The following is a 14,662-nucleotide window of genomic DNA, read 5'->3' as shown; positions in this document are numbered from 1 at the left end:
TAGCAACGGCCTTCGACGATGACGACCGGCCGACGATCATTGCCGGCCGCGACCTGCCGCGCGTCTATGACGGCATCTACCGCGCCGCACTGTCCTACGGCATGGGCCAAGATATGACGGCCGAGATGATCCGCATCCTCGCCAGCAATGTCGATTTCCAGGCGCAGCTGCGGCCGACGGATTCACTCGAGGCGTTCTTCTCCGTCACGGACCAGAACGGCACGGCCGCTGAAGGCTCCGAAATCCTGCTGCTCGACGCCAAGTTCGGAGATACCGAAACGCGGGTCTACCGTTTCCAGAACCCGGAAGACGATTCCGTCGATTATTACGATCGCGACGGCAAGAGCATCCGGCAGTTCCTGTTGCGCAACCCGGTTCCCAACGGCGTGTTTCGCTCCGGCTTCGGCATGCGGCGCCATCCGATCCTCGGCTTTTCGCGCATGCATACCGGCGTGGACTGGGCCGCCCCACGTGGCACGCCGATCATCGCGGCGGGCAACGGCGTCGTGGAAAAGGCCGGCTGGGATTCCGGCGGCTACGGAAACCAGACGCTGATCCGGCACGCCAACGGATATGTTTCGTCCTACAATCACCAGAACGCCATCGCCAAGGGCATCAAGCCGGGCGTCAAGGTAAGACAGGGTCAGGTCATCGGGTATGTCGGTTCGACCGGCCTCTCCACCGGCCCTCACCTGCATTACGAGCTGATCGTAAACGGCAACAAGGTGGATGCCCTGAAAATCCGCCTGCCCGGCGGAAAGTCGCTGGAGGGCAAGGCGCTCGCGAAGTTCGAAAGCGAACGCAAGCGCATCGACGATCTGCTCGGCAGCGGAGAAAGCTCGACCGAACTGGCCGAAACGCGCTGATCGAATCCCAAAAAACGGCAAAAAGCGCGGGCTTTCACCCGCGCTTTTTATTTTATGCAATCCCGGTGGTCAGGCCGCCTTGCTGACCGCGGCACCGCGCGGCGAAAACAGCAGGCGGTCGGAGCCCGCAGTGACCTTGACGATGGATCCGTCGGGGATATCACCCGCCAGGATCTTCTCGGCGAGCGGATCCTGAAGGTGCTTCTGGATCGCACGCTTCAGCGGACGCGCACCATAGACCGGATCGTAGCCCTTCTCGGCCAGCCAGTGCACGGCCTCCTCGTCAAGTTCGAGAACGATCTTGCGATCTTCCAGAAGCCTGCGCAGGCGGGCCATCTGGATATCGACGATCGCACCCATTTCCGACCGCCGCAGGCGATGGAACAGGATGATCTCGTCGACGCGGTTCAGGAATTCCGGGCGGAACGCCATCTTCACAACGTCCATCACCTGGTCGCGAACCTTGTCGCTGTCCTCGTTCTCTCCGAGCGCCGTGAGGTATTCGGCACCGAGGTTCGAGGTCATGATGATCATCGTGTTGCGGAAGTCCACGGTACGGCCCTGTCCATCGGTCAGACGACCATCATCGAGAACCTGCAGCAGCACGTTGAAGACATCCGGATGCGCTTTCTCGATTTCGTCGAACAGCACGACCTGGTAGGGCCGACGACGGATGGATTCGGTAAGCGCACCGCCTTCCTCGTAACCAACATAGCCGGGAGGCGCACCGATCAGCCGGGCCACGGAGTGTTTCTCCATGTATTCCGACATGTCCATGCGCTGGATCGCCGTCTCGTCATCGAAGAGGAAGCGGGCGAGCGCCTTGGTCAGCTCCGTCTTGCCAACGCCGGTCGGGCCGAGGAAGATGAACGAGCCAATCGGCCGGTTCGGATCCTGCAACCCGGCGCGGGCGCGGCGCACGGCACGCGAAACCGCCTGGACGGCATCGCCCTGGCCGACGACCCACTTGGCGAGCTCGTCTTCCATCCTGAGCAGCTTGTCGCGTTCGCCTTCCAGCATCTTGTCCACGGGAATGCCCGTCCACCGCGACACCACATGTGCGATGTTGTCGGCGGTCACGACCTCCTGCACCATCGGATCGACATCTCCGGCATCACGGCCTTCGGCTTCCTCCAACTCCTTTTCGAGCTTTGGAATAATGCCGTAGGCCAGTTCGCCGGCGCGCTGGAATTCGCCCTTGCGCTGAGAAATCGCAAGTTCGTTACGCAACTCGTCGAGCTGCCGCTTGAGATCGGCGGCGCGGCCCAGCTTGGATTTTTCCGCCTGCCAGCGTGCCGTCAGCGCAGAGGCTTCCTCCTCGATCGCCGCGAGGTCGATCTCGAGTTTTTCGAGACGATCGTGCGATGCGCGGTCGGTTTCCTTTTTCAGGGCCTCCCGCTCGATCTTCAGCTGGATGATCCGGCGGTCGAGTTCGTCGAGCTCTTCCGGTTTGGAATCCACCTGCATGCGCAGCCGCGAGGCGGCTTCGTCCATCAGGTCGATTGCTTTGTCAGGCAGGAAGCGATCCGAGATGTAGCGGTTTGAAAGGGTCGCAGCCGCGACAAGAGCAGAGTCGGAGATCCGGACCTTGTGGTGCTGCTCGTACTTCTCCTTCAGGCCGCGCAGAATGGAGATCGTGTCCTCCACCGTCGGCTCGTTCACCATCACCGGCTGGAACCGGCGGGCGAGAGCCGCGTCCTTCTCGACATGCTTGCGATACTCGTCAAGCGTGGTCGCGCCGACGCAGTGCAGCTCACCACGGGCAAGCGCGGGCTTCAGCAGGTTGGAGGCGTCCATCGCTCCCTCCGCCTTGCCGGCGCCGACCAGGGTGTGCATCTCGTCGATGAACAGAATGATCTCGCCGTCTTCCGCCTGCACTTCGGCGAGAACGGCCTTCAGGCGTTCCTCGAATTCACCGCGATATTTTGCACCGGCAATCAGCGCGCCCATGTCGAGCGCCATCAGCTTTTTCTCTTTGAGGCTTTCGGGCACGTCCCCATTGACGATGCGCAGCGCGAGGCCTTCGGCGATTGCCGTCTTGCCGACGCCGGGTTCACCGATGAGAACCGGGTTGTTCTTGGTGCGGCGCGACAGCACCTGGATCGTGCGGCGGATTTCGTCGTCCCGGCCGATGACCGGATCGAGGCGGCCCTCCCGCGCGTCGGCGGTCAGGTCACGGGCGAACTTCTTCAGCGAATCAAAACCCTGCTCGGCGCTCGCCGTATCGGCGGTCCGGCCCTTTCGGATGTCGTTGATAACCTGATTGAGTTTCGTGGCCGTCACGCCGGCCTTTGCCAGAATATCCGACGTCGCAGCGGATTTCTCGATAGCCAGTGCCAACAACAGGCGCTCGACGGTGACGAAGCTGTCACCGGCCTTGCTGGCGGCGTCCTCGGCGGTGGTGAAGACCTTAGCAAGCGGCTGCGACAGGTAGACCTGCCCGTTGCCGCCGGAAACCTTGGGCAGCTTGGCAAGGGCAGCATCGTTGGCGATCCTTGCGTCACGCGCATTACCGCCGGCCCGCTCGATGAGCGAAGTCGCCATGCCCTGCTCGTCATCGAGCAGCACTTTCAGCACATGTTCGGGGGTGAACTGCGGGTTTCCGTCCGCGAGCGCCTTGGTCTGAGCGGATTGCAGAAAACCGCGAACGCGTTCGGAGTATTTTTCGATATTCATATAGGCCTCCATAACTCGGCCGGCCCTTCAGGCACCGGTCGATGATTCAGGATAAGGCTCCCTCAAAGGCAAGCCTCTCATAGATGCGATAGGCCAGCCTTGCTGCCGGTCAATCGTCTGTGAAGAATATGGTAGCGAATTTTTCGGAATTAAAGGAGCGCAGGCTCCGTCGCCGCAGATTTTTCCGGCACTTGCCGAAACGCAAGAACCCGGCACGAAGCCGGGTTCTGCAATGGTTAAAGGCAGGTTTTGCCTATTCGGAAGCGGTTTCGAGGGCCGGGGCGTCGTCGCCGCCGGACTGACCGTCCTCACCACCTGCAGCTTGGGCCTCTCCGCGGCGTGGGCGGCGCGGACGGGCGGCAGCGCGGCGACGCGGTGCACGGCCGGAAGCGGGCGCAGCACCTTCTTCTTCGAGTGCCACTTCCGCCGGCGTTCCTTCGATCACCGGCTGTGGGCCGGAGCCATCGACAACGGGTTCGTCAGCGGCCACAGCCGCCGCGGCAGCAACGGGAGCCTGCTGCTCCTCGCCATGCCCGACATCATCGTCATGATCCCGGTCAAAACCGTCGCGATCATTGTAGTCATTGCGGTCGCCGCCATCGTGGCGGTCTTCGCGCGGAGCGCGCTCCTGCATCTGCGCCTGTGCAGCAGCGATGATGCGGTTATAGTGCTCTGCGTGCTGGAGGTAGTTTTCCGCGATGACGCGGTCACCGGCGCTCTGGGCGTCGCGAGCCAAGGCTGCATATTTTTCTGCAATATGCTGGGCCGTGCCCCTGATTTTCACATCCGGACCAGAACTGTCGTAAGTTCGCGTCAACGGATTACCGCCCTTGCGGTGGTTGTTGTTGTTATTGTTATTATTGTTGTTGTTATTATTACGCCCGCGGCCGCGCTTGTTTTGCTGTCCTGGCCTCATATGTCACTCACCTAACGTATCCATGTATCGATGATTCATGTATCTGCAGCCTGATCGGGACACGCCAGATCAAACATCCTTACCCGCGGGCAAACCACGCCGGCCGGTGGTCCTGTCGCCGTAAGACGTCAAATTAACAGGTACCCGCACAGGGAAGTCTTCAACCCTAGCAACTCTTCGAGAGAGCAATCCTCACGATCGGGTCACGCGGCACAAATCGCTGCGCCATGACCTCTTGCCCAGTGCGTGGCCGCAACGTATCCCGCTTCCTTCACAATTCCAAGCTTTTTCTTTGCGACTGCGGAATTTGCTGCAATGCGGCAGCATAGGTTACAAAGATACTGTCTTGGAAAAGACGAGGACACGATCGTTGCCGCCAAGATCCTCTACCGCTGCGATTCGCGCAAAACCTTTTTCGCGCATGATCCCGGTTACGGATGTCTTCTGGTCGTAGCCGATCTCATAAGCCACCAGGCCGTCCTGCCCGAGGTGATCGGCGGCACTGTCCGCTATGGCGCGGTAGGCATCGAGCCCGTCGTCGCCGCCATCCAGCGCCATTATCGGATCATGTAGCCGGACCTCTTCGTCCAGCGTCTCGAGCAAGGAATGCACGATATAGGGCGGATTTGACACGATAATGTCGAACACCCCGGTTACCGCCGCAAACCAGTCGCTTTCAACCACTTCGAAGCGGTCCGCGAGACCATTCATGTCGGCATTGCGCATCGCGGTTTCAAGGGCGCCTCTGGTAACATCCGCGCCCACGCCCGTTGCCCCCTGCACCAGATCGAGCAGGGCAAGACAGATCGCCCCCGTGCCGGTTCCAAGATCGAGGATGCGGCAAGCGCCCCGCTCAGCAACGAAGCGGCGCGCATAGGGCACAAGCGTGTCCACGAGGATCTCGGTGTCCGGTCGCGGTTCAAGTGTATCAGGGGAAAGTATGAGGTCGAGCCGCGAGAACGCGCGGCGACCGAGAATGCGATGCACCGGTTCACGCGCGACGCGGCGCTCGATCGCACCCCGAATCGTCGCGAGTTGTTTGGCTGTCAGGGGGCGGTCTCCATCGACAAGGAAGGCCGTGGACGACAGATGGAGAAGCCCATCGAGCAAAATCCGCGCGTCGCGCGCCGCATCCGCAATGCCCGCATCTTCCAGGCGCCGCCGCGCCGTGGCAAGCGCCTCGGCAAGTGTCGTGCTCATGGCCGGCCCTGTTCGCCGAGCTGCGCGAGAAGGCCCGCCTGATAATCCGCCAGCAGCGCGTCCACCACCTCGTCGATCTCGCCCATCATCATCCGGTCGAGCTTGTAGAGGGTTAGGTTGATGCGGTGGTCGGTCACGCGCCCCTGCGGGAAATTGTACGTGCGGATGCGCTCCGAGCGATCGCCGGACCCCACCTGGCTCTTGCGGTCGGCGGACCGTTCGCTGTCGGCACGCTGACGTTCCATGTCATAGAGCCGCGAGCGCAGGATCTGCATGGCTTTGGCGCGGTTCTGATGCTGCGACTTCTCCGAACTCGTCACCACGATGCCGGTCGGCAGGTGCGTGATGCGAACGGCAGAGTCCGTCGTGTTGACGTGCTGACCGCCCGCGCCGGATGAGCGCATCGTATCGATGCGGATATCCTCGGGCCGGACCTCGACATCGATCTCCTCGGCCTCGGGCAGCACGGCGACCGTCGCCGCAGATGTGTGAATGCGGCCGCTTGCCTCGGTTTCCGGCACGCGCTGGACGCGGTGGACACCCGATTCGAACTTCAGCTTGGCAAAGACGCCCCGGCCGGTAATGGTCGCAATGATTTCCTTGAAGCCGCCGGCCTCGCCTTCGCTTGAGGAGATGACCTCCACCTTCCAGCCATTGCCGGCGGCATAACGCTCGTACATACGGAAAAGGTCGCCGGCAAACAGAGCCGCCTCCGAACCGCCTGTTCCCGCGCGGATTTCAAGGATAGCACTCTTCTCGTCGGCGGCATCCTTCGGGAGAAGCAGGATCTGCATCTCCTTTTCCAGCGCCTCGAGCCGCTCCTTGAGTTCCGGCAGCTCCATGTCCGCAAGGTCGCGCATCTCGCGGTCGGTCGTCTTGTCCGCCAGCAGCGCCTCGAGATCGCCGAGCTCGCCAGCGACCTTCTCGTATTCGCGCACCTTCGTCACGACCGGCTGAAGCTCGGAATATTCGGAGGCGAGGCGCACATAGGTCTCCGAATCCGGACCCGCCGACATGCGGGCCTCGATCTCGCCGAAACGGCGTTCGAGTTCGCGCATCTTTTCAACGGGAAGCTTCGCCACCGTTCAGACTCCCATCATTTCTTTAAAGCGTAATGCCGTTTTCGGCCGCGAAGTCGGCAAGGATCTGGCGGATGGAGGCCACCGGCCGCAGATCGTCGAGAGCCGGCATCAGCACCGATTCCAGCTTCGCCACATCGAGCGATAGCAACATCGACTTGACCGGCCCGATAGCCGCCGGCGACATCGAAACGGAACGGAAACCGATGCCCAGCAGCGCCATGGCCGAAATCGGCTTGCTAGCCATCTCGCCGCAAAGTGTCACCGAGGTCTCGTTGCGCTCGCCGGCGCGAACAATGTCGCGCAGGATGCGCAGGAATGGACGGCCCAGCGTATCGAAACGATCAGCGACACGGGCATTGCCCCGGTCAACCGCCATCGCAAACTGGAAGAGATCGTTCGAGCCGACCGACACGAAGTCGACCTCGGCCATCAGTTCATCGAGTTGCCAGAGCAGCGCCGGCACTTCGAGCATGGCGCCGAACTGCAGCTTCTTTGGCAGCTGTTCGCCGATCTTCGACTGCCGCTGGATTTCCTTTTGCAGGAGGCCGCGCACCTCGCGCAGCTCCGAAACCTCCGTCACCATCGGCAGCATCAACCGCAGATCGGCGCCGGCGGCGGCCCGCAGCATGGCGCGAAGCTGCGTACGCAGCAGGCCGGGCCGGTCGAGTGACAGGCGGATGGCCCGCCAGCCGAGCGCCGGGTTCTCTTCCTCGGCCGCGCGGAAATACGGCACGACCTTGTCGCCGCCGATATCGAGCGTGCGAAACGTCACCGGGCGTCCCGCGGCGTGCTTCAGCACATTGCGGTAAAAGGCTTCCTGTTCCTCCGCCTTCGGCATCGTCGAGGCGATCATGAACTGCAATTCGGTGCGGAAAAGGCCGATGCCGGACGCGCCGGATTCGTTGAGATGCGGCAGGTCGACCAGCAGGCCGGCATTCATCTGGAGATTGATCTCCCGCCCGTCCTTCGTCACAGGCTCGACGGCGCGCAGCGCGCGATACTGTTCCTGCCGTCGGGCGCGGAAACGCACCTTCTCCTCGTAGGAACGCTGGAGATCGGGCAGCGGGCGCAGGTGCACGCGCCCGTCATCTCCGTCGATGATGATCGCGTCGCCATTTTCCGCCAGTGCGACCACCCCGGCCGCCTGCCCGACGACGGGAATACCCATCGCACGCGCCACGATGACGACATGGCTTGTGACCGCGCCATCCTCCAGAACGAGGCCACGCACGTTCTCGCGCGGATAGTCGAGCAGCTCGGCCGCGCCCATGGCGCGCGCCACGACGATCGCATCGTTCGGGAAGTTGCTTGCCGAAAGCTTCGCGCCGTAGCCGGTGAGCTGGCGCAGCAGCCGGTTGGCCAGGTCGTCGAAATCGTGCATGCGCTCGCGCAGATACGGATCCGTCAGGCGGATCATGCGCGCCTTGGTTTCGCTCTGCACGCGCTCGACGGCAGCCTCGGCGGTAAGGCCGTTGCGGATCGCCTCTTCTAGCTTCCTGACCCAGCCGCGGTCATGCGCGAACATGCGGTAGGTTTCCAGCACCTCGCGGTGCTCGCCCTCCATCGACACCTCGCGGCGCGACAGCATGTCGTCGATGGAAATGCGCAGGGATCCGAGCGCTTCGGCCAGGCGACCAAGTTCGTGCTCGGAATCCTCATTGAGCAGGTTGGTGACGACGATGCGCGGCTCGTGCAGCACGACATAGCCGAGGCCAATGCCCTCGCCGAAGCTCGCGCCCTCGATCGAGACGGGCCGGGACAGGTCGAGTTCCAGGCCGGGCTTGGTGAGCTTCTTCAGCTCACCGGTCGCCACCATTTCGGCGATCACCATCGCCGTCGTTTCAAGAGCCTCCACCTCGTCCTCGCGATAGGTGCGGCTTGCCTTGTTCTGTACAACAAGCACGCCGAGCGCCCTGCCCGTCCGCAAGATGGGTACGCCGAGGAACGAATGGTAGATCTCTTCGCCTGTTTCCGGGAGATAGGTGAAGGCGGGATGCGATTGTGCGTCGGAAAGGTTCAGGGGCCGCGCGGATGCGGCAATGGTGCCGACGAGACCTTGCCCCATTTTCAGCTGGGCAAGGTGAACAGCACCGGGATTGAGACCTTCTGTGGCGTAAAGCTCCAGAACGCCGTCGGAACGCAGCACGTAGACGGAACACACTTCCGCGACCATGTTCTGCGCGATCTGGCGCACGATCTGGTCAAGGCGTTCCTGCGGCTCTAGCGGCTCCGCCATGATTTCGCGCAGCCGCTTGAGAAGAACGCGCGGACCCGCGGAGAGGTCTCTCATCGCGTGGCGTCTCCCGAAAATGACATTACTCCACCGGCGCATGCCTACGCCGGCGATCCTGAGATCGACGCCGAGTCAGCCGGTGCTTACTTCTTATCGAGACCGTAGACGGAATGCAAAGTCCGAACGGCAAGTTCGGCATAGGGACCGTCGATCAGGATGGAGATCTTGATCTCCGAGGTGGTGATCGCCTTGATGTTGATGCCCTTCTCGGCGAGCGCGCGGAAGGCCGAAGCGGCGACGCCCGCATGGCTGCGCATGCCGATGCCGATGACGGAAACCTTGACCAGGCCCGTCTCGTGCTGGATCACGTCGAAGCCGACCTGCGCCTTTGCCGCTTCGAGAACCTTGAGCGCCTTCTCGACGTCACCGAACGGGACCGTGAAGGTCATGTCGGTCTTGGAGCCGTCCTCGGAGATGTTCTGGACGATCATATCGACATTGATATGGGCTTCGGCCAGCGGGCCGAAGATCGCAGCGGAAACACCCGGCCGGTCGGCGACGCGGCGGAGCGAGATCTGCGCTTCATCCTTGGCATAGGCGATGCCGGTTACGACTTCCTGTTCCACGATCTCATCCTCATCACAAATCAGCGTACCGGGCGGGTTCAGAAGATCGCCCATGCCCGGTGCATCGGGGTCCTCGAAGGAGGAACGAACGAAGGTGCGCACCTTGTGCACCATGGCCAGCTCGACGGAGCGCACCTGAAGCACCTTGGCGCCGAGCGACGCCATTTCGAGCATTTCCTCGAAGGCGATCTTCTTCAGGCGGCGGGCCTTGGGCTCGATGCGCGGATCGGTCGTATAAACGCCGTCCACGTCGGTATAGATATCGCAACGGTCTGCCTTGACGGCCGCAGCGATGGCGACCGCCGACGTATCCGAACCGCCGCGACCGAGCGTCGCCACGCGGTTATCAGGGCCGAGCCCTTGGAAGCCGGCAACGACGGCGACCTGCCCCGTGCCCATGCGGCGAATCATCTCGGCGCCGTCGATATCGAGGATACGAGCCGCGCCATGCGCGTTGTCCGTGCGGATCGGGATCTGCCAACCCTGCCAGGAGCGGGCATCGATACCCATCGACTGCAGCGCGATGGCGAGAAGGCCGGCAGTGACGAGCTCGCCCGAGGCGACGATGGCGTCATATTCGCGCGCATCGTAGAAAGGCGAGCTTGCACCCGTCACCTTCGGCATGTTCTGCACCCATCCGACCAGTTCGTTCGTCTTGCCGGACATGGCCGAAACGACAACCGCCACCTCATGGCCGGCCTCGACTTCACGTTTCACATGACGGGCCACATTGTGGATACGGTCGAGGTCCGCGACGGAGGTGCCGCCGAATTTCATCACGATGCGTGCCATGGGTATGTACCGCTATTCCATATGTGCGCGCGGGCGCGCGGGAGAAACCGCGGCGTCTCTTAGCCGAAGACCCAGCGCTGTGCAATGCGCAAACTGTACCAATGGGTACGGTGCGGCGGAAAGGCACTCTAGCGGGCGCGGCTGATGCGGTAAACGAAGGCGGGCGGCAGATTGCGCATCGTGCTCCCGATGCGGACGGCGGAGAGATCCAGCCGATCGAGAACGGCGCGCGGAACGGGGCACCGCAGACCATAGGTGAACTGATAGAGGGCTGCTCCCTCGCCAAGGCGACTGAACGTACCGGCGAGAATGGCGAAGACCTTCTCGGGACGCATGGAAAGCAGGGGCAGACCACTGATCGCCGCTCCCGCCGGTTCGGGGCAGAAGCGGGCGAGCTTGGCCGCATCCGCACAGACGACCTTCGCTTTCGGGAAGCGCATCCGCAGAAGGCCGGCAAATTCCGGCCCGTTCTCCACGAGAACGATATCCTCCTCCGCGACCCCACGCCGCAGCAGAGCACGGGTGAAGACGCCGGTCCCTGGCCCAAGCTCGATCACCCGTCCCATCTCGGGCCCGATCTCGCGCACGATCAGATCGGACAGGGAATTGCCCGACGGCGTAATGGAAGCCACCCGCAGCGGGTCGCGGATCCAGGCACGGAAGAAATGGCAGGAGTCCATCGTCGCTGTCGTCATTGGTCGTGCTCCGCAGTCACATCGGGAATTTCAGATGGGTAAGCGTCTCGGAAAGCGTCCAAAGGCGAACGGCGAGATCGCGATCCGTCGCTGCCGGCAAGGGTCGCACGCGGGACGGCGGGCCCCGCATTTCACGAAAGCCGGCCGGGCCGATGAACTCGCCCCCGTGAAGTCCTTCCGCCGTTGCGGCATAGAGCTGATTCAGCACGCCCTGCTCCGCATCCTGGGCGAGGAACCGGGTGCCAATGCGCATGAAGAGGCGCAACAGGCCCGTGGTGCCACTGGTCTGCAGGTTGGTCGCGGCGAAGCCGGGATGCGCGAGTATACTGATGACCGGCAGTCCGGCCGCCTTAAGCCGCCGGTCGAGCTCCAAACCGAACAGCACATTTGCGAACTTGGACTGAGCATAAAAACCAAGCCTGCTGTAGCTCCTCTCGCCCGTGAGGTCTTCGAAATGGATACGGCCGCGGCGATGAAGGTCGGAGCTGACCGTAACCACGCGCGCGCCGGTCGCCTTGGATAGCAGAGGCAGCAAACGTAGCGTCAGGGCGAAATGCGCGAGGTGGTTGACGCCGAACTGCGTCTCATGCCCTTGCCGGGTCAGCCCGCGCGGCGGCATCATCACGCCGGCATTGTTGATGAGAAGATCAAGCGGAAGGCCGTCAGCCACAAGATGTTCGGCGAAGGCGGCGACGTTGTCGAGATCGGCAAGATCGAGCCGGCGAAGCTCGACGGCGGCATCCGGAAGCTCGGCCTTGATGCGTCTCAGCGCCGCCTGTCCCTTGGCCTCGTCGCGTGCCGTCATGATGACGCGCGCACCCTTTCGCGAAAGGTTGCGGGCTGTCAGAAAGCCGAGCCCGCTATTGGCGCCGGTGACGACGGCGAGGCGCCCGGTCTGGTCGGGCATGCTTGCCAATGTAAACGGTTCCCCGTCTGTCGCCTGCTGGGTGGTTGCCACATCGACTGCACGCATTATGATACCCCCGCAGAAAATCTGAACAGTGTTCACATTGAACTAGCGCATGATCTTTACACTGTAAAGATACCTTTGGGTGAGAATGCTATGAAAAAGACGAAGACCGCCGAACGCGGCTATCACCACGGCGACCTGCGCGATGCGCTGATCCACGCCGCCGATGACCTGCTGGCTGAAAAGGGCCTCGAAGGGTTCACCCTGCGCGAGACGGCGCGCCGCGCCGGCGTATCACCGGCCGCCCCCTCACACCATTTCGGCGGCTCGCCCGGTCTCCTGACCGAGGTGGCGGCTCTCGGCTATCAGGAGCTGGCCAACCGGCTCAAGGCGGCTGGCGCGAACGGCTCGCCGGCCGACCGGCTCAAGGCGCAGTGTGTCGCCTATGTGCGGTTTGCCGTTGATTTTCCGGGCCGCTTTCACCTGATGTTTCGCCATGATCTCCTTCTCAAGGAGAAGCCCGCGCTGGAGGCGGCAACCGAGCGGGCGTGGGAGGCGCTGGCAAAAACCGTACTTGCCATCCGCAATCGGCCAGACGATGCCGAACTCGATCAGGACGGCGAGGCCATGCTTATCGGCATCTGGTCGACGGCGCACGGCTTTGCCCATCTGACGCTCGACAAGAAACTCGCGCGCGTGGTCGATTGCTGCGGGGAAGAGCATGACGACGGAGCGCTTGAAACCCTTTTTCCCACCATCATCGACACGCTCTGGGTGAAAAAACTCGGCTGAAACGAAAAGGCCCGCGCACCCCAGGGCACGCGGGCAAGAGTGATCGAGAATATCGGCTGCGGGCGAAAGCCGCCCGCAGCCCCGTCATTTACTTCTGCCAGGATTTGACGAGTTCGTCATAGTTGACGGTGGTTGGTTTTTCCTTTTCGTTTTCGATCTTGAGCTGAGGTGCGAGGTTGCCCTTTGCGACGGCGTCCTTGTTCCAGTATTCGAGATCGTGCTCTTCGGCGAGCTTGGGACCCATGTCGCCCTGGACGCCGGCGCGTTCGAGGCGTTCGAGCACCTTCTCCTGCTCGGCGCACAGCGAATCCATCGCTTCCTGCGCGCTCTTGGCGCCCGAGGACGCATCGCCGATCGCCTGCCACCACAGCTGCGCCAGCTTCGGATAGTCGGGGATGTTCGTGCCGGTCGGCGACCATTGCAGACGGGCCGGCGAACGGTAGAACTCCACGAGGCCGCCGAGCTTGGGCGCGCGGTCGGTGAACGACTGGTGGTCGAGCGTCGACTGGCGGATGAAGGTCAGGCCGACATGGCTCTTCTTCACGTCCACCGTCTTGGAGGTCACGAACTGCGCATAGAGCCAGGCGGCCTTGGCGCGGTCGTCAGGCGTGGACTTCATCAGCGTCCAGGAGCCGGCGTCCTGATAGCCGAGCTTCATGCCGTCCTTCCAGTAGACACCGTGCGGGGACGGCGCAAAGCGCCACTTCGGCGTGCCGTCCTCATTGACGACGGGCAGGCCTTCCTTGACGAAGTCGGCCGTGAAGGCCGTATAGGTGAACATCTGCTGGGCGATCTCGCCCTGCGCGGGAACCGGGCCGGATTCGGAGAAGGTCATGCCGGCTGCGGCAGCCGGCGCATAGGCCTTCAGCCATTCGAGATATTTCTCGATCGAATAGACGGCCGCAGGACCGTTGGTGTCGCCGCCGCGCGCCACGCACGAGCCGACCGGACGCGAGTTCTCGTCGACCTTGATGCCCCATTCGTCGACCGGCAGGCCGTTGGGAATGCCCTTGTCGCCGTTGCCGGCCATCGACAGCCAGGCGTCGGTGAAGCGCCAGCCCAGCGAGGGATCCTTCTTGCCGTAGTCCATGTGGCCATAGACCTTCTTGCCGTCGATCTCGCGGCCGGTGAAGAATTCCGCGATATCCTCATAGGCCGACCAGTTGACGGGCACGCCGAGGTCGTAGCCGTACTTCGCCTTGAAGTCGGCCTTGTTCTTCTCGTCGTTGAACCAGTCGTAGCGGAACCAGTAGAGGTTGGCGAACTGCTGGTCGGGCAGCTGGTAGAGCTTGCCATCCGGCGCCGTCGTGAACGACTTGCCGATGAAGTCGTCGATGTCGAGGCCCGGATTGGTGACGTCCTTGCCCTCATTGGCCATGAAGTCGGTCAGCGAGCGGGCCTGCTGGTAGCGCCAGTGGGTGCCGATGAGGTCACTGTCGTTGACATAGGCGTCGTAGATGTTCTCGCCCGACTGCATCTGCGTCTGCAGCTTCTCGATGACGTCGCCCTCGCCGATCAGGTCGTGCGTGATCTTGATGCCGGTGATGGCGGTGAAGGCCGGCGCCAGCACCTTGGATTCGTATTCATGCGTCGTGATGGTTTCCGAGACCACCTTGATGTCCATGCCGGCGAAGGGCTTGGCGGCATCGATGAACCATTGCATCTCGGCTTCCTGGCCGGCGCGGTCGAGCGCCGACTGGTCGCCGATCTCCGCATCCAGGAACTTCTTGGCCGCGTCCATGTCCGCGAAGGCGGAGCCGGTAAGCGCCAGCAAGATCGCTGCCGTCGTCGTCAGAAGTTGCGTTCGCATGGTATCCTCCCTAAGGTTTTGCGATTGCGACTGCATGTGCGAAGGTCCCTCCACTCTCTCCCGG

Annotated in this window: 11 protein-coding genes (1 of these 11 cut by a window edge); 2 read left to right on the top strand and 9 right to left on the bottom strand. The window is 62.7% G+C overall.

Annotated features, from left to right (window positions below; genetic code table 11):
- Nucleotides 1–866 carry the end of a M23 family metallopeptidase gene (locus MNR02_RS02250; protein WP_241947932.1) on the top strand. Its footprint begins 1,084 nt before the window's first position, so only the last 866 of its 1,950 coding nucleotides appear in the window; its start codon lies beyond the left edge, outside the window; its stop codon occupies nucleotides 864–866.
- 69 nt (nucleotides 867–935) lie between these two features.
- On the opposite strand, the gene clpB is transcribed toward MNR02_RS02250, so the two are convergent.
- From clpB to MNR02_RS02210, 8 genes are all read right to left on the bottom strand, one after another.
- Nucleotides 936–3,542 carry an ATP-dependent chaperone ClpB gene (clpB, locus tag MNR02_RS02245; protein WP_241947931.1) on the bottom strand — a complete coding sequence of 869 codons (2,607 nt, stop codon included), beginning with the start codon at nucleotides 3,540–3,542 and terminating at the stop codon, nucleotides 936–938.
- Between the two features lie 253 nt (nucleotides 3,543–3,795).
- Nucleotides 3,796–4,458 carry a DUF4167 domain-containing protein gene (locus MNR02_RS02240; RefSeq protein WP_241605943.1) on the bottom strand — a complete coding sequence of 221 codons (663 nt, stop codon included), beginning with the start codon at nucleotides 4,456–4,458 and terminating at the stop codon, nucleotides 3,796–3,798.
- Between the two features lie 330 nt (nucleotides 4,459–4,788).
- Nucleotides 4,789–5,658, bottom strand: a complete 870-nt coding sequence (gene prmC, locus MNR02_RS02235; protein ID WP_241947930.1) for a peptide chain release factor N(5)-glutamine methyltransferase — start codon at nucleotides 5,656–5,658, stop codon at nucleotides 4,789–4,791.
- Nucleotides 5,655–6,740 carry a peptide chain release factor 1 gene (gene prfA, locus MNR02_RS02230; protein ID WP_241947929.1) on the bottom strand — a complete coding sequence of 362 codons (1,086 nt, stop codon included), beginning with the start codon at nucleotides 6,738–6,740 and terminating at the stop codon, nucleotides 5,655–5,657. Before prfA ends, prmC begins: the two co-directional genes overlap by 4 nt.
- Before the next feature lie 22 nt (nucleotides 6,741–6,762).
- The gene (ptsP, locus tag MNR02_RS02225) at nucleotides 6,763–9,030 is read right to left on the bottom strand and encodes a phosphoenolpyruvate--protein phosphotransferase (protein ID WP_241947928.1); all 2,268 of its coding nucleotides are present in this window, start codon (nucleotides 9,028–9,030) and stop codon (nucleotides 6,763–6,765) included.
- An 86-nt stretch (nucleotides 9,031–9,116) separates the two neighbouring features.
- Nucleotides 9,117–10,391, bottom strand: coding sequence for an aspartate kinase (locus tag MNR02_RS02220; protein ID WP_241605935.1), 1,275 nt, complete (start codon nucleotides 10,389–10,391; stop codon nucleotides 9,117–9,119).
- A 128-nt stretch (nucleotides 10,392–10,519) separates the two neighbouring features.
- Nucleotides 10,520–11,086: a class I SAM-dependent methyltransferase gene (locus tag MNR02_RS02215; protein WP_241947927.1), complete on the bottom strand. Its 567-nt coding sequence runs from the start codon at nucleotides 11,084–11,086 to the stop codon at nucleotides 10,520–10,522.
- Nucleotides 11,087–11,102: 16 nt separating this feature from the next.
- Nucleotides 11,103–12,059: an oxidoreductase gene (locus tag MNR02_RS02210; RefSeq protein ID WP_241947926.1), complete on the bottom strand. Its 957-nt coding sequence runs from the start codon at nucleotides 12,057–12,059 to the stop codon at nucleotides 11,103–11,105.
- A 90-nt stretch (nucleotides 12,060–12,149) separates the two neighbouring features.
- Here MNR02_RS02210 and MNR02_RS02205 point away from each other — a divergent pair, with 90 nt between their 5' ends.
- Nucleotides 12,150–12,788 carry a TetR/AcrR family transcriptional regulator gene (locus MNR02_RS02205; RefSeq protein ID WP_241947925.1) on the top strand — a complete coding sequence of 213 codons (639 nt, stop codon included), beginning with the start codon at nucleotides 12,150–12,152 and terminating at the stop codon, nucleotides 12,786–12,788.
- An 88-nt stretch (nucleotides 12,789–12,876) separates the two neighbouring features.
- On the opposite strand, the gene MNR02_RS02200 is transcribed toward MNR02_RS02205, so the two are convergent.
- On the bottom strand, nucleotides 12,877–14,598 hold the full coding sequence (locus MNR02_RS02200; RefSeq protein ID WP_241947924.1) for an ABC transporter substrate-binding protein: 1,722 nt from the start codon (nucleotides 14,596–14,598) through the stop codon (nucleotides 12,877–12,879).
- Between the last annotated feature and the right edge of the window lie 64 nt (nucleotides 14,599–14,662).

Origin of the sequence: Shinella sp. H4-D48, from assembly GCF_022637395.1 — a bacterium.
Classification (GTDB): Bacteria; Pseudomonadota; Alphaproteobacteria; order Rhizobiales; family Rhizobiaceae; genus Shinella; species Shinella sedimenti.
Note: the sequence above shows the minus strand (reverse complement) of the source record. Positions and strands in the feature narration are given on the sequence as shown.

What these genes read in the sequence shown, in the direction of transcription:
- MNR02_RS02215 (WP_241947927.1), bottom strand. Translation starts at nt 11,086, where the DNA reads ATGACGACAGCGACGATGGACTCCTGCCATTTCTTCCGTGCCTGGATC.
- MNR02_RS02220 (WP_241605935.1), bottom strand. Translation starts at nt 10,391, where the DNA reads ATGGCACGCATCGTGATGAAATTCGGCGGCACCTCCGTCGCGGACCTC.
- MNR02_RS02205 (WP_241947925.1), top strand. Translation starts at nt 12,150, where the DNA reads ATGAAAAAGACGAAGACCGCCGAACGCGGCTATCACCACGGCGACCTG.
- MNR02_RS02210 (WP_241947926.1), bottom strand. Translation starts at nt 12,059, where the DNA reads ATGCGTGCAGTCGATGTGGCAACCACCCAGCAGGCGACAGACGGGGAA.
- MNR02_RS02240 (WP_241605943.1), bottom strand. Translation starts at nt 4,458, where the DNA reads ATGAGGCCAGGACAGCAAAACAAGCGCGGCCGCGGGCGTAATAATAAC.
- clpB (WP_241947931.1), bottom strand. Translation starts at nt 3,542, where the DNA reads ATGAATATCGAAAAATACTCCGAACGCGTTCGCGGTTTTCTGCAATCC.
- ptsP (WP_241947928.1), bottom strand. Translation starts at nt 9,030, where the DNA reads ATGAGAGACCTCTCCGCGGGTCCGCGCGTTCTTCTCAAGCGGCTGCGC.
- prmC (WP_241947930.1), bottom strand. Translation starts at nt 5,658, where the DNA reads ATGAGCACGACACTTGCCGAGGCGCTTGCCACGGCGCGGCGGCGCCTG.
- MNR02_RS02200 (WP_241947924.1), bottom strand. Translation starts at nt 14,598, where the DNA reads ATGCGAACGCAACTTCTGACGACGACGGCAGCGATCTTGCTGGCGCTT.